Genomic DNA, 20,541 nt, shown 5'->3' with positions numbered 1-20,541 from the left:
GCCAGTTACCGGCTCAATGCGCCTCCAGCGCCGCCGCCGCATCCATCTCTTCGTGCAGCTTGCGCTCCTCGTCCGCATGCGGCTTGGTGAAGCGCGCGATCACCAGATAGGCGACCGGCGTCAGGTAGAGCGTGACGATCACCGCCAGCCCGAGACCGCCGACGAGCACCCAGCCGAGCGCAATGCGTGCTTCGGCACCCGCGCCGCTTGCCAGCACCAGCGGCACCGCGCCGACGATGGTGGCGATCATCGTCATCATCACCGGGCGCAGGCGGATATTGGCGGCATTCTCGATCGCCGAGCGCACGTCCTGGCCGCGGTCACGCAGCTGGTTAGCGAACTCGACGATGAGGATGCCGTTCTTCGCCATGATGCCGACGAGCATGACGAGACCAATCTGGCTGTAGATGTTGAGCGTATTGCCGGTCATGATCATCGCGAAGACCGCGCAGGCGAGCCCCAGCGGCACCGTCGACATGATGATGAGGCCGCTGACGAAGCTTTCGAACTGGGCGGCCAGCACCAGGAAGATGATGACGAGCGCAAAGCCGAAGGTGACGAAGAGGCCATTGGCGTTTTCGTTGAGCGTCGCGGCCTCGGCGAGCGGCATGATGCGCGAGCCCGGCGGCAGCAGCGGTTCGGCCATCTGCTCGACCATGGTCAGCGCTTCGCCGAGGGCAAGGTCCGACTTGAGGCCCGCGGAGAGCGAGACGGCGCGAAGCTGCGATTCCCGCGAGAGCTGCGGCGCCACCGCCATCTCCTCGACGCTGGCGATGGTCGACATCGGCACGATCTTGCCGTCGCCGGCCTTCAGGAAGATGTTTTGCAGATCGGTCGGGTCGTTGACCGGATTGGTGGAGGAGAGCAGCTTCACCGGGTAGGATTCGCCGTCGACATAGACATCGACGACGCTGTTGCCGTCGAGCATGGCCTGCAGCGCCCAGGCAAGGCCGCCGATATCGACGCCCATGTCGGAGGCGCGCTCGCGGTCGATGGTGATCGACAGCTGTGCCTGGTTGGCCTCGTAATTGAGCCGCACGTTTTCGAAGCGGCCGGTGTCTTCCATCTGGCGCACCAGTTTCGCCGCCGCATCGCCGAGCTTGTTGTAGTCGTTGCCGACGAGCGCCACCTGCAGGCCGCTGCCGGCGCCGCGAATGCCGAGACTGTTCGGCTGCATGGCGAAGACGCGGACCGATGGAATGCGCGCCGTCACCCTGTTGATCTCGGCGACGATCTCCTGCTGGCTGCGGTCGCGCTTCTCCCAGGAGGCGAGCGTCAGCACCATGAAACCGCTGTTGACCGAACCGCCCTGCCCCGAAATCGAGAAGATGTTGTCGATCTCGCCGGATTTGACGAGCGGCTGCAGGCCGTCCTCGATGCGGCGCATCTGCGCCTGGGCATAGTCGAGTGAGACGCCCTGCGGCGCGTTGATGCGCATCATCACCTGCGAGCGGTCTTCTGTCGGCGTCAGCTCCGATTTCAGCGTCAGGAAGCCGGCGGCCCCCATCACCGTGAAGAAGGCGGCAACGACAAAGACGATCAGCGGCGAGTTGAGGCAGGCGCGAAGCGTCACCCGATAGAAACCGGCCGCCCGCGCGCCGAACCGCGCCATCGGGCCCGGCACCGTATGCGTCTCTTTCGTCAGCATGCGCGAGGCAAGCATCGGGCAGAGTGTCAGCGACACGAAGGAGGAAAGCAGGATCGAGAAGGCGAGCACGAAGCCGAACTCGCGGAACAGACCGCCGGTCTGCCCCGGCAGGAACGACAGCGGCACGAAGACGGCAGCAAGCGTCGCCGTCGTCGCCAGCACCGCGAAGAACACTTCGAGCGTGCCATGCACGGCGGCCGCCCGTGGACCGAGCCCCTCGGCGCGCCGCCGCACGATGTTTTCGAGCACCACGATGGCATCGTCGACGACAAGCCCGGTCGCAAGAACGATCGCCAGCAGCGTCAGGATGTTGATGGAGAAGCCCGCGAGATAGATCGCCGCCACCGTGCCGATCAGCGCGATCGGCATGCTGATCGTCGGGATCAGCGTCGCCCGCCAGTCGAGCAGGAACAGGTAGATGACCAGCGTCACGATGAAGACCGCGACGATCAGGGCGATCTCCACCTCGTGAATGGCGCCGTTGATGAAGACCGCATCGTCGCTGGTGATCCTGAGTTGCGTGCCCTCCGGCAGGATCTGCGTCTGGATCGTATCGACGACCTTGCGCACGCCCTCGGAAATATCGACCGTATTGGACTGCGCCTGGCGGACGATGCCGAGGCCGATGCCCTGGCGGCCGTTGGAGCGCAGCGCCGTCGTGCCGGTATCGGGACCGAGCGTCACGGTGGCCACGTCACGCAGGCGCACATTGTTGACGAGGATCAGGTTTTCAAACTGCTCCGGCGTCTGCAGGTCGGCCGTGGCGCGCACCGAGATGTCCTGGCTGGCGCTGGTCAGCTTGCCGGCCGGCACGTCATAGGAGGCGTTGGCGAGCGCGGTCCTGAGGTTTGCGACCGTCACCCCGCGCCCGGCGAGCTTCGCCTGGTCGAGGTCGATGCGGAAGATCTTCTCCTGGTCGCCATAGACGGCAACGTCGGCGACGCCTTCGACGGCAGCCAGCCGGTCGCTGATCTCGTTTTCGACGAGCAGCGTCATGTCTTCCATCGACATCGTGTCGGAGGTGAGCGCCAGCCGCATGATCGGCTGGCTGTCGGCGTCGGCTTTGACGATGCTCGGCTCGTCGACATTGTCGGGCAACTGGTTGCGCACCCGGCCGAGCGCATCGCGAATGTCGTTCGAGGCCTGGCCGATATCGGTGGTGTCGGAGAATTGCAGCGTCACGCGGCTGCGGCCGAAGGATGAGGTCGACGAGATGTCGCGGATGCCCTGCACGCGCGAAACGGCGCCCTCAACCACCGAGGTCACCTCGCGGTCCATCGTCTCGGGGGCGGCGCCATCGAGCGTGGTGGTCACCGAGATGACGGGCTGGTCGACCTGCGGCAGTTCGCGGATCTCGATGCCGTTCCAGGCGGCAAGGCCGGCAACGACGATCAGCGTGTTGACCACCAGCGCGAAAATCGGCCGGCGGATGAAGAGTGCGGTAAAGCCGGTCTTGCCGCGCTCGCGGGCGGACGTTTTACTGTGCCCTTCGCCGCCGCTCACTTGGTTTCCTCCGCGACCTTCTGGGCAGGCTCCTGCTTGCGCTCGCGACCGGCGATGCGCACTTCGCCGCCGTCGCGCAGGCGCTGCACGCCTTCGGTCACGATCTCGTCGCCTTCGTTAAGGGCCGCGTCGACAAGCACCTTGTCCGGATTGCGCTGGATGATCTTCACCGGCACCTTTTCGCTCTTATCGCCGGCAACGCGCCAGATGTAGGAGCCTTCCGAGCTCCACTGGATCGCCAGCGGATCGACGGTCGGATAGGTGTCGCCGTCAAACGCGACGGTAACGGAAAAGGACATGCCCGCCCTCAGCATGTCGTCAGGGTTTTCGAGCCGTGCGCGCACACGCAGCGTGCGGCTTGCCTGATCGAGGCGGTTGTCGATCGCGTGGATTGCGCCATCGAGCTGGCTGCCCGGCTGGGCGATCGCAAAGGCGGTGACCGGCTGGCCGACGGTGATCTTGTTGGCGAAGCGCTCCGGTACCCAGAAATCGACGAGGATTTCCGAGCGGTCGTCGACAACGGCGATCGGCGTCGTGGTCGTGACATAGTCGCCGACATTGACGGTGATGATGCCGACCACACCCTTGGACGGTGCGACGATATCGCGGCGCTTGAGGTCGAGTTCGGCAGTCTTCAGCGCCAGCTCCGCTGTCTGCATGGCGATTTCGGCGTCGCGCACTTCGACGGCGGTCATAGCGCGTGCGTTGCTGAGATTGCGGTAGCGCTCGACCTTTTCGCGGGCGCTGTCGCGGTTCAGCCGCGCCTGGTCGGCGGCGATCTTCTGGTCGTCGCTGTCGAGCTTGGCGATCACCTGGCCCTGGGCCACCTTTTCGCCGGAGCGGACGAGAATTTCGGTGAGGTTGCCGGTTGCCGTCGGCGTCACGGTGACCGAGTGGATCGCTTCGCCGTTGCCGATCGCGTTCAGCCGGTCGTTGACGACAGCGGTCGCCGAAGGCCGGACCATGACGAGGATGGCATTGTTGCCACCCTGGCCGCGGCCATTGCCGCGCTCGCCACCCTCACCGCCACCGGCGCCGGGCTTGGACAGGGCATCGATCAGCGGGTGCGAAACGCCGATGGCGGCGAGCGTCTCACCTGCGCCGGGTACGAACCGCAGCCAGACGGTTGCGCCCACGAGAAGCACAGCGGCGCTCACCGCAAGCTGTTTCCAAACCCGCATTCAAGTCTCCAGATTAAGCATAAAACACGCCCCAGCGCGGCGCGGCCGGCGGTTCGTTCCGATTGGGCGGAGTATCCCCGTTCGCGCGCGTCGGGGCAATGACGGAATGCCATCATTACGCAATTGTAATAAAAGCGAATTTGGTGGCGGCATGATGACGTGCAGAGCAATTCCAGCGCAGCTTTCAGCGTGAACCGCACTTTGCTGCATAGGCCGGCATTTACAGCGGCGTCGGTCGCGCTATCCTGCAACCGCCGGCCGCTTTTTCGAGCGGTTTCGCCGTCTGGTTTTCAAGTTTCTTGAAGGAGAGCAAGAACGATGTGCGATGCCTGTGTGATGGAAACGGTGAAGGCGCGCATGCTGTCGCGCCGCAGCTTCTTCAAAGCCGCTGCAGTTGGAACCGCCAGCCTCGCCGCCGCGAGCGTCGGTGCAGCACCCCCGGCATTGGCTCAGGGACATAGTAGCGTCACGGACTTGACCCACGAACTGCACGAGGATTTCCCGACCTTCTTCGGCCAGCAGCAGTTCTTCCGCGAGCAAAAGTTCAGCTACGCCAAAGAAAAGTTCAATCTGTTCGAACTGCGCATAAACGAACACACCGGCACCCATGTCGATGCGCCCCTGCACTTCTCCGCCGATGGCCTGTCGGTCGCCGAGCTGCCGGTGGAAAAGCTCGTCGTGCCGCTCTGCATCGTCGATATCCGCGAGAAGGCAACGGCCGACGCCGATGCGCAGGTGACGCCCGACGACCTCAAGGCCTGGGTCGCCGCCAATGGCGAGATCCCGGAAAACGCCTGCGTCGCCATGCTTTCGGGCTGGGGCGCGCATATGGGCACGGAGAAATTCCGCAATGCCGATGGCGGCGGCAAGTTGCACTTCCCCGGCTTTCACGCCGAGGCGGCGAAGTATCTCATCGAGGAGAGCAAGGCCGCCGGCATTGCCGTCGACACACTTTCGCTCGACCATGGCCCCTCACCGGATTTCGCCACGCATTATGCCTGGCTGCCCGCGGGCCGCTGGGGGCTGGAGGCCGCCGCCAATCTCGACAAGCTGCCGGCCAAAGGCGCGACGCTCATTCTCGGCGCGCCGAAGCATCGCGGCGGCACCGGCGGCCCGGCGCGCGTCTTCGCCCTTGCTTGATCCATACTCTTCAATCCGGCGGCGCAGGGCCGCCGGCAACACCATGCAGGAGAGCCCATGAGCACCGTTACGCCGCCGAAGAACCCGGAAGCCGACCCGCGCGTCAAAGCCGTGTTCGACGATATCCGCGCCACGCGCAAATCCGATTTCATCAACAATATGTGGCTGTGGCTCGCCTTCGACCCGGGCCTGCTGGAGCAGACCTGGGGCGACGTCAAGGCGGTGATGGCAACGCCTTCTGCGCTCGATCCGCTGGTGAAAGAGATGCTCTATATCGCCGTGTCCGTCACCAATGGCTGCGGCTACTGCGCCCATTCCCATACGGCCGCGGCAAGGGCGAAGGGCCTGAGCGATGCCGAGCATGCGGACCTCTTGCGGGTGATCTCGCTCGCCGCCCGCACCAACCAGCTTGCCACAGCGCTGCAGGTCCCGGTCGATACCGTCTTTGATAAGACGGCGGGATAAAGCATACCGCGCAAAAGTGCGCAGCGGTTTTGCGATACGACATGCGACAAATCAAAACGTGCGACCAAGAATAAGCGGTCTCGAAATCGCCTGTCTTTCCACAGGCTTGGTGCGGCTGGCGCAGAAAACGGAATAAAAGAAGAACATCCTTTCTGGCCTTTCCCCACCGAATCACTACATTGAGCCGCATGATGAGTGGTTTCGACGACATTCCTTTCTTCGACGAGGAGCCGGCGCCGCGCAAGCAGCCGCCAGCCCCCGGAGGTATCCCCGCCGCCGGCGGTATTGCCGCGCGCGCCATGGCTGCGCGCGATCGCGCCCAGCCGCGCCCGGATTATCTCTCCGGCCTCAACCCGGAACAGGCCGAGGCGGTCGAAACGCTTGACGGTCCCGTGCTTGTGCTTGCCGGCGCCGGCACCGGCAAGACCCGCGTGCTGACGACCCGCATCGCCCACATCCTTTCGACCAACCGCGCCTTCCCTTCGCAAATCCTTGCGGTGACCTTCACCAACAAGGCGGCGCGCGAGATGAAGGAGCGCATCGGCGTGCTCGTCGGCCATGCGGTCGAAGGCATGCCCTGGCTCGGCACCTTCCACTCGATCGGCGTCAAGCTGCTCCGTCGCCATGCCGAGCTCGTCGGCCTGCGCTCCGATTTCACCATTCTCGACACCGATGACGTGGTGCGGCTGATCAAGCAGCTCATCCAGGCCGAAGGCATCGACGACAAGCGCTGGCCGGCCAAGCAGTTCGCCGGCATGATCGACGGCTGGAAGAACAAGGGCCTCGATCCCGCGCAGATCCCTGAGGGTGACGCCCGCGCCTTTGCCAACGGCAAGGGCCGCGAACTCTACGCCGCCTACCAGAACCGGCTGCTGACACTGAACGCCTGCGACTTCGGCGATCTGCTCCTGCACCCGATCCGCATTTTCCGTAACCATGCGGACGTGCTGAAGGATTATCACGACAAGTTCCGCTACATCCTCGTCGACGAGTACCAGGATACCAACACGGCGCAGTACATGTGGCTGCGGCTCTTGGCCCAGCGGCCGAAGGGCGTTCCGCAGAATGTCTGCTGCGTCGGCGACGACGACCAGTCGATCTATGGTTGGCGCGGCGCGGAAGTGGACAACATCCTGCGCTTCGAGAAGGATTTCCCGGGCGCCAAGGTCATCAAGCTCGAGCGCAACTATCGCTCGACCGAGCACATCCTCGGTGCCGCCGGCCACCTGATCGCCCACAATGAGGGCCGTCTCGGCAAGACGCTCTTTACCGACCGCACCGATCCGGATGATGAGAAGGTGCAGGTGCACGCCGCCTGGGATTCCGAAGAGGAGGCCCGCGCCGTCGGCGAGGAAATCGAACAGCTGCAGCGCAAGAGCCACAAGCTCAACGACATGGCGATCCTGGTGCGCGCATCGTTCCAGATGCGCGAGTTCGAAGACCGCTTCGTCACGCTTGGCCTCAACTACCGCGTCATCGGCGGCCCGCGCTTCTACGAGCGCCTCGAAATCCGCGATGCGATGGCCTATTTCCGCCTCGTCTGCCAGCCGGCCGACGACCTCGCCTTCGAGCGCATCGTCAACACGCCGAAGCGTGGCCTCGGTGACACCACCGTGCGCACCCTGCACGACTATGCCCGCGCTCGCGATATCCCGATGCTGGCTGCCGCCAGTGACATCATCGAGACCGACGAGTTGAAGCCGAGGGCGCGGAAAGCCCTCTTCGACGTCGTCACCGATTTCCGCCGCTGGCAGAGCCTGCTGGAAACCACCGTGCACACCGAGCTTGCCGAGCAGATCCTCGACGAGAGCGGCTATACCGCCATGTGGCAGAACGACAAGTCGGCCGAGGCCCCCGGACGGCTGGAAAACCTCAAGGAACTCATCCGCTCGATGGAAGCCTTCGAGAGCCTGCGCGGCTTCCTCGAACACGTCGCCCTCGTCATGGATGCCGAGCAGAACGAAAACCTCGACGCCGTGTCGATCATGACGCTGCACTCGGCCAAGGGGCTGGAGTTCGACACCGTTTTCCTGCCCGGCTGGGAGGAAGGTCTCTTCCCGCACCAGCGCGCGCTCGACGAAGGCGGCCGCTCCGGCCTGGAAGAAGAACGGCGCCTTGCCTATGTCGGCATCACCCGCGCCAAGCACCGCTGCCACATCTGGTTCGTCTCCAACCGTCGCATCCACGGCCTTTGGCAATCGACGCTGCCCTCGCGCTTCCTCGAAGAGCTGCCGCTCGCCCATGTCGACGTGGCCGAGAGCGAGCAATCCTATGGCGGCTATGGCCGCGGCGGTTACGGCCAGTCACGCTTCGACAAGGCCGATCCCTTCCAGAACACCTATTCGACACCGGGCTGGAAGCGCGCCCAGCAGCACCGTTCCGACGCCACCCGCGACAACTGGGGCACCCGCTCCGGCCACGCGGTCGAACGCATCGGCTACGGCGAAAGCGGCCCGCGCGGCCGCACGATCGACGGCGAGCTGGTGGCAAAATCGACAGCCACGGAACCCTCGCGCTTCTCGGTCGGCGACCGCGTCTTCCACATCAAGTTCGGCAACGGCAACATCGCCGCGATCGAAGGCAACAAGCTCACCATCGACTTCGACCGCGCCGGCCAGAAGCGCGTGCTGGATGGGTTTGTCGAGAAGGTGTGAGGAGGTCAGAGCCCTCCTCACGTGCATTCCCAAGTAACCGCGCAACCGGCGATCTCATGGCGTCGACCGGCGAAGTGCACTAATAATTGCAAGCACAATTCTCGCGTTTGAACGAAACCTTGTACCGATCTCCCTCGACGCGAAGTGGATGGAGACATGTCCTGGACGAGCGCTGTTCGCGGCCTGCTGGAGGTAGGCGCTTCAAATGCTGCCGAGGATGACCGCGAAGGCATTCTCGTTGCGAATGTCGCGGCGTGCGTGATCGTCGTCACCACCACGGGCTTTGCTCTCATCTACGCACTCCACGGCGAACCAAGTCTGGTCCCGCTCGTCTATGCCAATCTCGCTCTGGCGGCGGCCGCCGCGCTGACGCCCCTCTTTCATCGGTTCGGGCGCGTGGCGTCAGGACTTTGGGAGTTCGGGATCTGCGTCGTGATCCTCGTGTGGATCGCCTCCTATGTCGGCAGAGACTCCGGCGTGCTTTTGACGCTGCTCGGCGCAACGCCGGTCGCCTTCGCGATCCTTGGGTTCCAGAACGTCGCCCTGGTGGCGGTCTTGAGCGCCACAGCCACAATCACGGTCATCGCGGCATCCATCGCGTTCCCGGAGGCGCGATCAGGCGTCTATGACGCCAGCGGCTTCCTGCAGCTCATCTATTCCTCATCGATCGTCACCCTCACCCTCATGTGCTTCGCCACGATCTACTATGCCTTCCACTTGGCGAGAGAAGCACAAGGGCGGCTGGCCCGCCTCATGGCGTCGATCATGCCGGACGAGATCGTGGCGCGCCTGCTGAGGAATGAGCGGGAAACGATCATCAACGAATTCGAACACGCGACCGTAGTCCTGACCGACATCGTCCAGTTCGTGAGCCTGTCAAACAGCCTGGGACCGGAAAGGACCGTGAGCCTGCTCAACGAACTCTTCAGCGAATTCGATCGGCTGGCGGCGGCGGTCGGTGTTGAGAAGATCAAGACCATTGGCGATGCCTATCTTGCGGTGGCCGGCGTGCCCGCCCGACACCCCGCCCCCGAGAAGGCGGCCGCCGCGTTCGGCTTCGGCGCCATCGCCGCTGCCCGCGAGATCGGCGAACGCTACGATGTCGTGCTGAGGCTTCGCACCGGCATGGCGTCGGGATCGGTGACGGCCGGCGTGCTTGGGCGAACGAAATACGCCTACGACGTCTGGGGGGCGCCGGTGAACCTCGCCGCGCGCCTGGAAGCGATCGGCAAGCCCGGCTGCATCACGACGACCGCGGAGATCAGGCGGCGCCTGAACGAGCACTTCCAATTCGAATGCTCGGGCCATGAAGACATCAAGGGCTTCGGCTTGACCGAAATCTGGACCATGCAGTTGCCGAGCGCCGGTACAAACGAAGTCGGCAACCTCGCAAAGGCGGATATGTGAGGTGCCGCACACCGCTTTGCCGCGCCGTGCGCAGCAGTTTTGCGATAACGTCGTGCGAAAAGATCGCGACGCGCCGTAAGCGCCTCAAACCATCTTGCGATAGACGATAAATCCCGACTTCTCCGCCACCTTGTCGTAGAGCGCCATCGCCGTCTCGTTGGTCTCGTGCGTCTGCCAGTAGACCCGTGGCGAGCCGGCCGCCCGCGCCGCCTCGTAGACGCCCTCGATCAGTGCCCGCCCGACGCCCTTTCCGCGTGCCTGCGTGTTGGTGAAGAGGTCCTGCAGATAACAATTCGGCTGGATCGCCGTCGTGCTGCGGTGAAAGAGGTAATGGGTGAGCCCAATCAGCCGCCCCTCGCTCTCGGCCACCAGCGCATGAACAGGCTCATAGGCATCGAAGAAGCGCGACCAGGTCATGGCAGTGATCGCGGGGTCGAGCGCGGTTTCGCCGGATCGGCCGTAAAAGGCGTTGTAGCCATCCCAGAGCGGCAGCCATTGCTCATAGTCAGCTCTGGTTATCGGGCGGATGCGGAGGTTTTCGGTCATTGCAGGTTCCGTAGTGGGTTGAATAGAACAGGCGGCGGCAGCGGCACTGCCGCCCTACCCTCTGGTCATCGCCCCTTGGTCATCGCCGCCGTGATCGCCTGAACGTCGGTCATGATCGCATCGCCCATGAAGACGATGTTTTCCATCGAGCGTTCGCCGGCCTCATGATGCCCTGCACCGCAAGCGTCGCGCACCACCACCGGCACGAGACCAAGGTCGGTGGCGTGGCGCACGGTCGGGTCGATGCCGATTTCGGTGGCGATGCCGCAAATCGCAAAGGAGGTGAGCCCGAGATCACGCAGGATCATGGCAAGCGGCGTGCCCTCGAAGGCGGAGAACGTGATCTTGTCGAGGATCGCCTCGTCCTCGCGGGGCTGAAGCTCCGGCACGAGCTCGAAGCCCGGCGTGCCGCGCAGGAACCAGGGATGCACCGCATCCGGATCGTCCGTCCGCTGCCACGCCATCGCCTGGCGCGTCTGGAAGGCGCCCATCAGCGGCTTCGGCATTGAGAGGTGCCGAAGGAAGATCACCGGAAAGCCGCCTGCCCGCGCTGCATCCAGCACCTTCAGCACCTGGCCGGTAATCTCGGCGCCATTCTTCATCTGCCTGGTGATACCCACCTGCATGTCGTAGACGACCAGCGCCATGCGCTCCGGACGACAGAAATCCTCGAGCGTCTTTCCAATTTCCAGCTTCGCGGCCATAATCTCTCCTCGGGGTCGCCTCCTCCGGCGCCCACTCCGCCAACATCACGCGCCGGGAATGTGGCGCGTGAGGCCTTCCGTTGCAATACGGCTGAGCGCGCTTCATGCAACTATTCGGACGGGTTTCGGCGTTCACGGCAACCGAGGCGCCAGCGTCGACGCATTCAACTCTCGTCTTCCCGCCGTGCCTTCTTCATCAACGCGATCACTTCCTCATCGCTCGTCTGCTCGAAGTCGCGGTAGTGCAGGCCGACGGCGCGGAAGGCAAAGGGGGTGGCGAGGCAGATGACGAGGTCGACGGAGCTGCGCAGCTCGGTGATCTCGCTTTTCGGCGCCACCGGAACCGCAAGGATCAGGCGGCGTGGGCTTGCCCGGCGCAACGCCCTGATCGCCGCGCGCACGGTCCCGCCGGTGGCAATTCCGTCGTCGACGAGGATCACGTCACGATCCCTGGGTGAGATCGGCGTGCGATCGCCGAAGTAGAGGGTACGGCGCCGCAGGATTTCGGCATGCTGGCGTTGGGTTTCCGCCTCCAGATAGCCCTTTGCCGGACGCACAAGCCGGATCGCCTGGCGGTTGAGAACCAGTTCAGGCTCCTCGCCGTCGACCAGCGCGCCGAGCCCGAATTCCGCGTGCCCCGGCGCGCCGATCTTGCGCACGATCAGGATGTCGAGCGGCGCGCCGATGCGAACCGCGATCTCATAGGCAACCGGCACGCCGCCGCGCGGCAGCGCCACCAGCAGCGGATCGATCAGCGTCTCGCCCGCGATCGTCTCAGCGAGCTGCCGTCCGGCATCCGCCCTGTCTTCGAAGAGCCATGTTCCCGTAAACACCTCATCTCTCCCAGGTTTCCACCGTCACCGCGGGTCGGATCCCCATCCAGTGGACGAGGAGGAATTTGGCCCGCAGGCGCGGAATGAGGAAAACCCGCTCGGGTTCCCCCCCGTCCGGCGTTTGCTGTCAGGCCCGGTTTCCAGGTCGTCTCGCGCGGCCCTGGCATCGGCCAAAGGACATCCATGGGTCTCTTATCCTGGCGCGCCTGAAGGCCGGGACAATCCACCGTCTATCGGTTGCCGGGGTGCGCATGTGAACAACCGTGCCAATCCCGACCAATCGGTAAAATTGCAACGGATTTCACCGGGTTTCGTTAAGGCGCCCTCGCTACCAATTGGCCTTGCATATCTGGCTGAGACGCAAGCCGCCTTTGTTGATTTTAGCACGACAGGCCGTTTCGAAATGAGCTTTCTCCCTGCCATATCGATCATTGCCCTCCTGGCGATGCTCCCGGTCCTGATTTCGCTGCGGGCCTCGATGATCGAGGGCGGCACGGACTTCGCCGCGGCCTGTGCGGTGGCCAGTGCCGCGACCCTGTTCATGATGCTCTCCGCGTTTCCGACGCTGCAGCCTCTGTCCCTGATCGGCTTCGTGTTCCTGGCCGGCGCCTGCCTGCTCGTGCTCTGCGGCTTTCACCACGCACTCGGCGTTCAGAGACGCACCTCGACGTCCCTCGTCGCGGCCGCGTCCCTGGCGTTCGTCGCGCTGTTGATTGCCGCATTCGGTGCCAAGAGCACCACCTTGCATGCACTCTCCGTCATCGGCATTGCCGCCGCCTTCGTGCTGATCATCGCCGTCTGTTCGCAGCACCGGCGCCAGGCGCCCGGGCCGATAGAGCGGCTCTGCGTCATCGCCTGCGTGGCAACCGGCTGCTCGACGCTGCTCGCGGTCACCGTGTTTTCGCCCGCCGTCCACGCGACCGCATCGGTTTCGCCTGCACCCGTCAGCTGGGATTTCGCCTGCGCCGTCATGCGTTACTTCTACCTGCCTGCGCTGTTCCTGGGCGTGATCCTGATGATCCAGAACCGGGTGATCACCGAGCTCAAGACCACGATCGCCCGCGACGAATTGACGGGGGTTCTGTCGCGACGTGCCCTGCTTGATCTCGGCCAGCGCGCCCTCACCACCAGTCTCGCGCGGCAACAGCCGGTATCCTTCCTGCTGCTCGATCTCGATTACTTCAAGCAGATCAACGATCGCTATGGCCATGCGGTCGGCGACACCGCCCTCGGCCATTTTGCCGGAACCGTCGCCACCTGTCTCACCGGCCGCGGCACTCTGGGGCGCATCGGCGGCGAAGAGTTCGGCATTGTCCTGCCCAATTGCACGGAAGATGCCGCTTTTACGCTTGCCGAGGAGATCGGCCGCGTGGTGCGCGATACGCCGATCGGCCGCTTCGATCGGCCGATCCGGCTGACGGTGAGCATCGGTCTGGCCGAGGCTGTGCCGGGCGACACGATCAGCGACATCATGATCCGCGCCGACATGGCGCTCTACGATGCCAAGGCCGACGGGCGCGACCGCTGCACGATTGCCGGCCGCTTCCAGCCGGACGCGAGCGCGCGGGCGCTGGCGGCCGCAGCCGCACAGATGCGTGCCGCCGATAGCCGAAGCTTCGAGCCGCGGCTGCTGCGCGATACCGGCTGACTGACCCCCGCGGCTTGTAATGCCGCTTCCCGAACCTATGTGAGCTTGGCCAATGCATGTCTCCTTGGACCGCAACCGGTTCGCGGACGAAACATGCAGCCATTCGAAACGCTACGGCGGCCTCTCACGCGTCTCAGTGACGCGCGTCGCTGCAGGAGGACATCCATGTTGCGTGCTGTTCGCGCTCTCTTCGTTGCCGGTCTCGCCGCCGTTACGGTGACCGCCCTGCCCGCCCGCGCCGAAACGGTCGGCGAGGTCGGCGTCGACTGGCTCGGAAACGATATCATGATCGATGCCGTCACCGACCCGAAGATCAAGGGCGTCACCTGCCACGTCACCTATTTCGACCGCAGCGTCATCGACAGGCTGAAGAACGGCAACTGGTTCGAGGACCCATCGAACAACTCGATCGCCTGCCGGCAGACCGGCCCGATCGAAATCGGCGACATCGAGCTATCGAAGGAAGGCGAGGAAGTGTTTCGCTCAGGGCTTTCGCTTGTCTGGAAGAACCTGCTGGTCACAAGGATTTACGACCGGAAGAACGATACGCTGATCTATCTCGCGCATTCGCGTGAATTGACCGACGGCTCGGCCAAGATGTCGATCTCCACCATTCCGCTCTACGGCCAGACGGTGACCTGGCAGAACGGAAAGCCGCAGTAAGCGCTCCCCTGCCGCCTGCGTCAGCCTGCAAGGATATCCGTCTCAAAGGGTGCGAAGCGCCCGCCCCTTCACGGGCGCTCGCGAAACCTCATCAGGGCGGAACAGGGCGAAGTGTCTGGGAGCACCCCATTCCACTTCCGCTGCTCTAGTAGGAGTTCGGCGGGACGATGCCCTGATAATATTCGCCGTCACCGCCCTGATAGCCGCCGAAAGGCTGACGATCGCGATAGACGGGGGTCGGTGTGGAGGTTCTGTTGATGCTGCCCGTCGACATCGTGTCAACCGTGGCAGAGGGCCGCTTCATCAGCGGCATGGCCTTTTGCGTGTTCCGCGTTCCGGGAGGATTGTTGGCGTCGATGCCCTGATAGTAGCTATCAGCCAGAGCCGGGCCAGCCATCAACATCGTTACGGAGAGCGCGGCTACAAGTTTCCTTACAGAGATTGTCATGAGTCCAACTCCTGTTGTCGGGACCGAGCACCCGGCCTCCGTTCGGGCACTCAGCAACAACGGTAAGTTAGTACAAGTATTCCAGCTCGCCACATGACGATTTGTCACAATGGTATCGCCCAAGCGTGAAGATCATTGCCGAAGTTTAATTTGACCGGCGCGATCCACTACCTGCCGAGACGCAAAACACCCCGGCGGAGATCCCGCCGGGGTGCCCGTCAATTCTGCCAGGTGTCGAACTCAGGCGGCCTGGGCCAGCTCGTCGGCAATGACCGTGTCGAGGTTGAGGAAGCAGACCATCGTCTTTTCCAGAGCGACGATGCCGCGGCAGAAGGCGCGCTGCGCTTCCGGAATGATCTCGGGCGCCGGCTGCAGGGCTTCGCTCTTGATCGTCATCATGTCGGAGACCTGCTCGACCAGCAGGCCGACGAGCTTGCCCGCGATGTCGGTGACGATGATCGCCGAGCGTTCCGACGGCTCCGTCATTTTCATGCCGAGGCGGGCGGCCATGTCGATGACCGGGATCACCGCGCCGCGCAGGTTGATGAGGCCGAGCACGTAAGGCGGCGTATGCGGCATCGGCGTCACCGGCGCCCAGCCGCGGATTTCGCGGATCGCCATGATATCGATGCAGAATTCCTGGTCGCCGAGATGGAACGACACGATTTCGAGATAGGCACCGGACTGCTTGAGTGCGTTGGTCATGATCAGAATTCTTCCCAGTTCTCACCGGAAGCCGTCGTCGACGGCACAGAGCCCGGTTTGTTGCCGAATGCGCCCGCCAGCTTGCCCATCAGGGCCTTTGCGGGAGATGGAGTTGGAAACGAGGCCATTTTGGCGGTGCCGATCTTGCGCAGCGGCACCGGTTCGCCGGTGCCCTTGGCGGCCGGCCGTTGAACGGCAGAAGCCGAAGGGGCTTTCGTCTGCACCGAAGCAATTGCCGCCCTTGCCGGCGGCGCCACCGGGGCCGGCGCCAAGGTGGGCATGGCGCGCTGCATCGTGTGGCCTTCGCGGAACTGGCCGACGAGGCCGGTCAGGCGCTCGGCGTCCTGCGCCAGCGTGTGGCTCGACGCGTTGGTCTGCTCGACCATGGCGGCATTCTGCTGCGTCATCTGGTCGAGCTGGCCGACGGCGGTGCTGATCTCGTTGAGGCCGGTCGACTGTTCGCGCGCAGCCATGACGATCGAGGTCATGTGTTCGTTGATGCGTGCGACATCGGCGCCGATCCGGCCGAGCGCCTCGCCCGTCGCCTGGACGAGCTTGACGCCGCTGCCGACCTCGTTGCCGGAGCGGCTGACCAGCGCCTTGATATCCTTGGCGGCACCGGCGGCGCGCTGCGCCAGTTCGCGCACTTCCTGCGCCACGACCGCAAAGCCCTTGCCGGCCTCACCGGCGCGGGCCGCCTCGACGCCGGCATTCAGCGCCAGAAGGTTGGTCTGGAAGGCAATCTCGTCGATGACGTTGATGATCTTGCCGATCTCGTTCGAGGCGCTTTCGATCCGCGCCATGGCGGCGATCGCCTCACCGACAATCCGGCCGGATTCCTCCGCATTGGTGCGCGTCTCGCCGACCATGCGGCTTGCCTCTTCGGCGCGCTGGGTCGCGGTGCGGACCGTGACGGTGATTTCGTCGAGGGCTGCCGACGTCTGCTCCAGCGAGGCGGCCTGCCGCTCGGTGCGACGCGCGAGATCGTCGGCGGCCGTGCGCATCTGGCGACCGTTCGATTCGATCGAGAGCGCATTCTCCTTGACGCTCGAAAGCACCACGCGCAGCCGCTCGACCGTCTGGTTGAAGTTCTGGCGGAGCTGATCGAGATTGCCGTCGAAGGGCCGCTCGATCGCCACGGCAAGATCGCCATCGGCAAGCTGGGTCAGGGCACGGCCGAGATTGTCGATCGCCGCCTGGATACGGCGCACCGCTTCCTCGCGCTCGCTCTGCTGATCTTCGCGTTCCTTCTCGATTTCCCGCCGGCTGAGTGCGGCGCTCTGTTCGAGCGATTGCTTCTCGATGGCCGAAAGACGGAAGAGATCGACCGAGCGCGCCATCGCGCCGATTTCGTCGCCGCGGTCGAGCGCCTCGACCTTGGTTGAAAGATCGCCGTTCTGGATCCGCTGCATGCCGTTGCGCAGGCCGAGGATGCCGGCGCGGAGCGTGCTGCCGTGGAACCAGAGCAGATAAAGCAGCGTCGCCATCGCCAGCAGCCCAGCCGCCACCTGAAGCTGGAACGCCTGGTCGGACACAGTGCGCGCCTCGGCAACGCGCGTCTGCACCAACTCGGTCGCCGCTTCGGAAAGTCCGGTCAAAGCCGTGGCGACCCGTTCGCCGGCGCCATCGATCGCATCATCGATCTTGCCGAAGTCGTCGGCCGAAGCCTTGCCTTCGATCAACGTCTTCAGGTCGGTGCCGATCGCCTTGCGCAGTTCCGCGACATCGGCGTCGAAGGTCGAAAGCACCTCGCTGCGGTCCAAGAGCTTGGCAAGCGCCTGGATCTCGACGGACTTCGTTTCGAGCAGCTTCAGGATCTCGGCAATGCTGGCGGCCCGCGCCGGCTGGATCTCGCCCTCTTCTCTGTCGATGATGCTATCCATCGCGTTGAGCACGAGATTGGTCGTCGCCAGATGGACCTCATCGACGGTCGTCAGGCCGTTCTGCGCCGCGACAGCGCCCTGCAAGGCGTTATTGGCTTGGCTGCCCTGGTACCAGCCCACCCCGAGCACGGAGCCAAAACCGACAAAAGCGGCGCCGGCAAGCGTCGCCAGCCGCTGGCTCACGGAAAGATTGCGTTTCAGGGAAGGAGATGTGGCAGTCATAGGGAGTCCATGGTCACGGATCCGCGTGAAGCGGAGTCCTCCTACGATCGATACGGAAAACCGGGGCCGATAAAGCTGGCTGACCTCATGTCATATCGGAGCACGAACACTCCGACCGCGTGGAAAAACAGTGTCAAACAGACCTTAAGCATTCGCTAAGGCGGCCGCCCAATCCCCAGCGAAATCGGCTATTTCAATGTTTGCGCATATGCGCTGCAAGCTCTGGTTTCCCGGCATTTGCGGGCACAATCGAATGGAGCCTCAGGCGCGGTTTTCCACCGTTTCCTGCACCGACCGGAACGCGCCTCCGGCCGCACCCGGCAAATCGCCCGGCTTCCCCTTGCCGCGCGAGCTGTTATGATGACGCCATGAACACGAAGACCCAGCGCTCGATCCGCCTTCCCCTCGCCGCAAGCCTTGCGGCTGCGATCGCGGTTGTGCTCCTGCTCGCCTTCCGCGGCTGGGTCGAAAACGGCGCCGATATCTTCCTGGCGCTCGCCCAATCCGGCCTTTCCTGGTGCTTCTAGGACGGCCGGACAGCTTCGAGGCCCGCCTCCGCCCCTCACCCTAACCCTCTCCCCGCTTGCGGGGAGAGGGGACGGGAGCATCAGCGGCGCAACCGCACGGTTCTTCGCCTCGAATGTTAGTGCAGCGATTGCAACGAGACGGTCCGGCGAGGTTCCTTCGCCCCGCCTGCGGGGAGAAGGTGGCCGGCAGGCCGGATGAGGGGCTGAAAGCACCTCCGCGGCCCCAACCCGGCCACAACCTGCGGCAATTGTCCCATTTGCGCGGCCCCGGTGAAGGCGGTATCAAGGGCCTATCAACCGGACATGGCCGTCTTCGGCCCCAACAAAATCGGTAGCACGCATGAAAACCATCCGCATCGTCCTCTGGGCCGCCGTCGTCGTCATGGCGGGCATCTTGGGGTGGCTGACCTATGAAATGACCCAGTCGAAGCAGCAGGCCGCCACCGGCCCCTTCGGCGTTCCCTTCACGCTGGTCTCGCAGGACGGCAAGGAGATTACCGAGAAGGCGTTTACCGGCAAGCCGACCGCGCTTTTCTTCGGCTTCACCCATTGCCCGGAAGTCTGCCCGACGACGCTGTTCGAACTGAACGGCTGGCTGGAAAAGGTCGACCCGGAAGGCAACAAGCTGCAGGCCTATTTCATCACCGTCGATCCCGAGCGCGACACGCCCGAAATCCTCGGCCAGTACGTCTCCAACGTTTCCAAGCGCATCACCGGCATTTCCGGCCCGGCCGACAAGGTGATGGAGATGGTCAAGGGTTTCCGCGTCTACGCCAAGAAGGTGCCGGTCGACGCTGCCCAGCCCAACGGCGACTACACGATGGACCACACGGCCTCCGTGTTCCTGCTCGACGCCAACGGCCATTTCTCCGGCACCATCGCCTATGAGGAAAACCCGGAAACGGCGGTCAAGAAGCTGGAAAATCTGACCAAGGGCTAACCGTCGCCCTTGACCGATCGATTGCAAGCGCCGGCCCTGCCCGGCGCTTTGCGTTTGCGGGGCAATCGTGATAGCGCACAGCGCACGATTGCCGACGCTTAGCGCATCCCTCCACGGTTTGATGCGGGCGGCGGATTTCCCAGCCGAAGGACAGGGCCTTGAGCGAGATCAGACTTTTCGTCACCACCACCGAGAAGCAGGCGGAAGCCGTGCTCGACCGCCTGAGCGAAGTCTTCGGCGAAGAGGACTTTGCCATCGGCACGACGGAGGTCGACGAGAAGCGCGACGTCTGGGAAGCCTCGATCTACATGATGGCAGTCGACGAGGAGAGCGTGAACGAACGCCTCACTGACGCACTGGCCGAAGACTTCGCCCATCTCCCGATCGAGCGCGAAGTGCTGCCGGATATCGACTGGATCGCCAAGTCGCTCGAGGGCCTGGCGCCGGTGCGCGCCGGCCGCTTCGTCGTGCACGGCTCGCATGACCGCGACAAGGTGAAGACCGGCGAGATCGCCATCGAGATCGACGCAGGCCAGGCCTTCGGCACCGGCCATCACGGCACCACCGCCGGCTGCCTCGAAGTGCTCGCCACGGTTGCCCGCACCCGCACCGTGCGCAACGTGCTCGATCTCGGCACCGGCAGCGGCGTGCTTGCGATCGCCGCCTGGAAGCTCATGCACGTGCCGGTGCTTGCCACCGACATCGACCCGATCGCCACCCGCGTCGCGGAAGAAAACGCCCGGGTCAACGGCGTCGTCACCGGCACGACCTTTGCCACCGCCCCCGGCTTCCACTCGACCGCCTTCAGCACCAACGGCCCGTTCGATCTGATCATCGCCAACATCCTCGCGCGCCCGCTGATGAAGATGGCGCCGCAGCTCGTCGCCAATCTCGCCCCCGGCGGCTCGGTGATCCTGTCCGGCATTCTCGCCGAACAGCGCTGGAAGGTGCTTGCCCATTACAACGGCCAGCACCTGCGCCACGTGCGCACCATCTGGCGGAACGGCTGGGTGACGATTCATTTGGAGAAGTGAGGCGTAGGCGCGGACGCTTGAAGCTGCCCCTCATCCGCCTGCCGGAACCTTCTCCCCGCATGCGGGGCGAAGGGACCTGCCGCACCGCTTCATCCACCGGTTAACTTCCGACTCGTTGCGGCTGCTTTCAGCCGCGCCCCGACCGGCAGCGAAAGCCCCAGCGCATGACGGCCACTATCGGGCACGTCCCCTCGCCCCGCCTGCGGGGAGAGGGTTAGGGTGAGGGGCAAATGCGGATTGCCGCGCCGGCTGTTGGCCGCAGCGCCTATGCAAGAAGCTTCACGAGAAATGCCGCGAGCATCGGCGTGACAGCGACAGAAGCAACCCAGGAAAAAACGAAAAGGCCGCCTCGTCTACCATGACGGGCGGCCTTTCGAAACAAAGGCGATG

General features: G+C 64.2%; 17 protein-coding genes. 9 read left to right on the top strand and 8 right to left on the bottom strand.

Annotation, left to right across the window (positions count from 1 at the left end):
- Window positions 1-13 precede the first annotated feature (13 nt).
- Complete coding sequence (locus ACTJKE_RS11825; protein WP_113514391.1) at window positions 14-3,151, bottom strand: efflux RND transporter permease subunit; 3,138 nt, start codon at window positions 3,149-3,151, stop codon at window positions 14-16.
- Window positions 3,148-4,332 carry an efflux RND transporter periplasmic adaptor subunit gene (locus tag ACTJKE_RS11820; protein ID WP_112994809.1) on the bottom strand — a complete coding sequence of 395 codons (1,185 nt, stop codon included), beginning with the start codon at window positions 4,330-4,332 and terminating at the stop codon, window positions 3,148-3,150. The genes ACTJKE_RS11825 and ACTJKE_RS11820 overlap by 4 nt, the downstream gene beginning before the upstream one ends.
- A 318-nt stretch (window positions 4,333-4,650) precedes the next feature.
- On the opposite strand from ACTJKE_RS11820, the gene ACTJKE_RS11815 reads away from it, so the two are divergent.
- From ACTJKE_RS11815 to ACTJKE_RS11800, 4 genes are all read left to right on the top strand, one after another.
- A complete protein-coding gene (locus ACTJKE_RS11815; protein WP_093233689.1) occupies window positions 4,651-5,472 on the top strand; it encodes a cyclase family protein in 822 nt (273 codons plus the stop codon).
- A gap of 57 nt (window positions 5,473-5,529) precedes the next feature.
- Window positions 5,530-5,937 (top strand): carboxymuconolactone decarboxylase family protein, encoded by a 408-nt coding sequence (locus tag ACTJKE_RS11810; RefSeq protein ID WP_093233690.1) that lies wholly within the window; start codon window positions 5,530-5,532, stop codon window positions 5,935-5,937.
- A 188-nt stretch (window positions 5,938-6,125) separates the two neighbouring features.
- The gene (locus ACTJKE_RS11805; RefSeq protein ID WP_112946570.1) at window positions 6,126-8,591 is read left to right on the top strand and encodes a UvrD-helicase domain-containing protein; all 2,466 of its coding nucleotides are present in this window, start codon (window positions 6,126-6,128) and stop codon (window positions 8,589-8,591) included.
- 156 nt (window positions 8,592-8,747) lie between these two features.
- On the top strand, window positions 8,748-9,998 hold the full coding sequence (locus ACTJKE_RS11800; protein ID WP_113514392.1) for an adenylate/guanylate cyclase domain-containing protein: 1,251 nt from the start codon (window positions 8,748-8,750) through the stop codon (window positions 9,996-9,998).
- 84 nt (window positions 9,999-10,082) lie between these two features.
- Here the strand turns inward: ACTJKE_RS11800 and ACTJKE_RS11795 are convergent, their stop codons facing one another.
- From ACTJKE_RS11795 to ACTJKE_RS11785, 3 genes are all read right to left on the bottom strand, one after another.
- Complete coding sequence (locus ACTJKE_RS11795; protein WP_113514393.1) at window positions 10,083-10,544, bottom strand: GNAT family N-acetyltransferase; 462 nt, start codon at window positions 10,542-10,544, stop codon at window positions 10,083-10,085.
- A gap of 65 nt (window positions 10,545-10,609) precedes the next feature.
- On the bottom strand, window positions 10,610-11,248 hold the full coding sequence (locus ACTJKE_RS11790; protein WP_113514394.1) for a cysteine hydrolase: 639 nt from the start codon (window positions 11,246-11,248) through the stop codon (window positions 10,610-10,612).
- Between the two features lie 164 nt (window positions 11,249-11,412).
- Window positions 11,413-12,081: a phosphoribosyltransferase gene (locus ACTJKE_RS11785; protein WP_113514395.1), complete on the bottom strand. Its 669-nt coding sequence runs from the start codon at window positions 12,079-12,081 to the stop codon at window positions 11,413-11,415.
- Window positions 12,082-12,484: 403 nt separating this feature from the next.
- On the opposite strand from ACTJKE_RS11785, the gene ACTJKE_RS11780 reads away from it, so the two are divergent.
- Both ACTJKE_RS11780 and ACTJKE_RS11775 read left to right on the top strand, forming a co-directional pair.
- On the top strand, window positions 12,485-13,729 hold the full coding sequence (locus tag ACTJKE_RS11780) for a diguanylate cyclase domain-containing protein (RefSeq protein ID WP_440659965.1): 1,245 nt from the start codon (window positions 12,485-12,487) through the stop codon (window positions 13,727-13,729).
- Between the two features lie 165 nt (window positions 13,730-13,894).
- Entirely contained in the window at window positions 13,895-14,392 is a 498-nt protein-coding gene (locus tag ACTJKE_RS11775; protein ID WP_112946575.1) for a CreA family protein, read from the top strand.
- A gap of 145 nt (window positions 14,393-14,537) precedes the next feature.
- On the opposite strand, the gene ACTJKE_RS11770 is transcribed toward ACTJKE_RS11775, so the two are convergent.
- From ACTJKE_RS11770 to ACTJKE_RS11760, 3 genes are all read right to left on the bottom strand, one after another.
- On the bottom strand, window positions 14,538-14,840 hold the full coding sequence (locus ACTJKE_RS11770) for a hypothetical protein (protein ID WP_082616023.1): 303 nt from the start codon (window positions 14,838-14,840) through the stop codon (window positions 14,538-14,540).
- Between the two features lie 240 nt (window positions 14,841-15,080).
- Window positions 15,081-15,545, bottom strand: a complete 465-nt coding sequence (locus tag ACTJKE_RS11765; protein ID WP_057253527.1) for a chemotaxis protein CheW — start codon at window positions 15,543-15,545, stop codon at window positions 15,081-15,083.
- A 2-nt stretch (window positions 15,546-15,547) separates the two neighbouring features.
- The gene (locus tag ACTJKE_RS11760) at window positions 15,548-17,650 is read right to left on the bottom strand and encodes a HAMP domain-containing methyl-accepting chemotaxis protein (RefSeq protein WP_113514396.1); all 2,103 of its coding nucleotides are present in this window, start codon (window positions 17,648-17,650) and stop codon (window positions 15,548-15,550) included.
- 368 nt (window positions 17,651-18,018) lie between these two features.
- On the opposite strand from ACTJKE_RS11760, the gene ACTJKE_RS11755 reads away from it, so the two are divergent.
- The 3 genes from ACTJKE_RS11755 (at window position 18,019) to ACTJKE_RS11745 (ending at window position 20,151) form a co-directional block, all read left to right on the top strand.
- Window positions 18,019-18,177: a hypothetical protein gene (locus ACTJKE_RS11755; protein WP_440691845.1), complete on the top strand. Its 159-nt coding sequence runs from the start codon at window positions 18,019-18,021 to the stop codon at window positions 18,175-18,177.
- 340 nt (window positions 18,178-18,517) lie between these two features.
- Window positions 18,518-19,117: an SCO family protein gene (locus ACTJKE_RS11750; RefSeq protein WP_058321259.1), complete on the top strand. Its 600-nt coding sequence runs from the start codon at window positions 18,518-18,520 to the stop codon at window positions 19,115-19,117.
- Between the two features lie 158 nt (window positions 19,118-19,275).
- Window positions 19,276-20,151 (top strand): 50S ribosomal protein L11 methyltransferase, encoded by an 876-nt coding sequence (locus tag ACTJKE_RS11745; protein ID WP_113514397.1) that lies wholly within the window; start codon window positions 19,276-19,278, stop codon window positions 20,149-20,151.
- Window positions 20,152-20,541 lie beyond the last annotated feature (390 nt).

This window comes from Ensifer sp. 22521 (assembly GCF_052044795.1).
Lineage (GTDB): Bacteria > Pseudomonadota > Alphaproteobacteria > Rhizobiales > Rhizobiaceae > Ensifer.
The sequence above is the reverse complement of the archived record's forward strand: the minus strand, read 5'-3'. Positions and strand labels throughout refer to the sequence as shown.

Excerpts from the sequence above, each read along its gene's own strand:
- ACTJKE_RS11770 (WP_082616023.1), bottom strand. The coding sequence starts at position 14,840 with ATGACAATCTCTGTAAGGAAACTTGTAGCCGCGCTCTCCGTAACGATG.
- ACTJKE_RS11805 (WP_112946570.1), top strand. The coding sequence starts at position 6,126 with ATGATGAGTGGTTTCGACGACATTCCTTTCTTCGACGAGGAGCCGGCG.
- ACTJKE_RS11795 (WP_113514393.1), bottom strand. The coding sequence starts at position 10,544 with ATGACCGAAAACCTCCGCATCCGCCCGATAACCAGAGCTGACTATGAG.
- ACTJKE_RS11820 (WP_112994809.1), bottom strand. The coding sequence starts at position 4,332 with ATGCGGGTTTGGAAACAGCTTGCGGTGAGCGCCGCTGTGCTTCTCGTG.
- ACTJKE_RS11750 (WP_058321259.1), top strand. The coding sequence starts at position 18,518 with ATGAAAACCATCCGCATCGTCCTCTGGGCCGCCGTCGTCGTCATGGCG.
- ACTJKE_RS11775 (WP_112946575.1), top strand. The coding sequence starts at position 13,895 with ATGTTGCGTGCTGTTCGCGCTCTCTTCGTTGCCGGTCTCGCCGCCGTT.
- ACTJKE_RS11780 (WP_440659965.1), top strand. The coding sequence starts at position 12,485 with ATGAGCTTTCTCCCTGCCATATCGATCATTGCCCTCCTGGCGATGCTC.
- ACTJKE_RS11790 (WP_113514394.1), bottom strand. The coding sequence starts at position 11,248 with ATGGCCGCGAAGCTGGAAATTGGAAAGACGCTCGAGGATTTCTGTCGT.
- ACTJKE_RS11815 (WP_093233689.1), top strand. The coding sequence starts at position 4,651 with ATGTGCGATGCCTGTGTGATGGAAACGGTGAAGGCGCGCATGCTGTCG.
- ACTJKE_RS11755 (WP_440691845.1), top strand. The coding sequence starts at position 18,019 with ATGAACACGAAGACCCAGCGCTCGATCCGCCTTCCCCTCGCCGCAAGC.
- ACTJKE_RS11765 (WP_057253527.1), bottom strand. The coding sequence starts at position 15,545 with ATGACCAACGCACTCAAGCAGTCCGGTGCCTATCTCGAAATCGTGTCG.
- ACTJKE_RS11800 (WP_113514392.1), top strand. The coding sequence starts at position 8,748 with ATGTCCTGGACGAGCGCTGTTCGCGGCCTGCTGGAGGTAGGCGCTTCA.
- ACTJKE_RS11760 (WP_113514396.1), bottom strand. The coding sequence starts at position 17,650 with ATGACTGCCACATCTCCTTCCCTGAAACGCAATCTTTCCGTGAGCCAG.
- ACTJKE_RS11810 (WP_093233690.1), top strand. The coding sequence starts at position 5,530 with ATGAGCACCGTTACGCCGCCGAAGAACCCGGAAGCCGACCCGCGCGTC.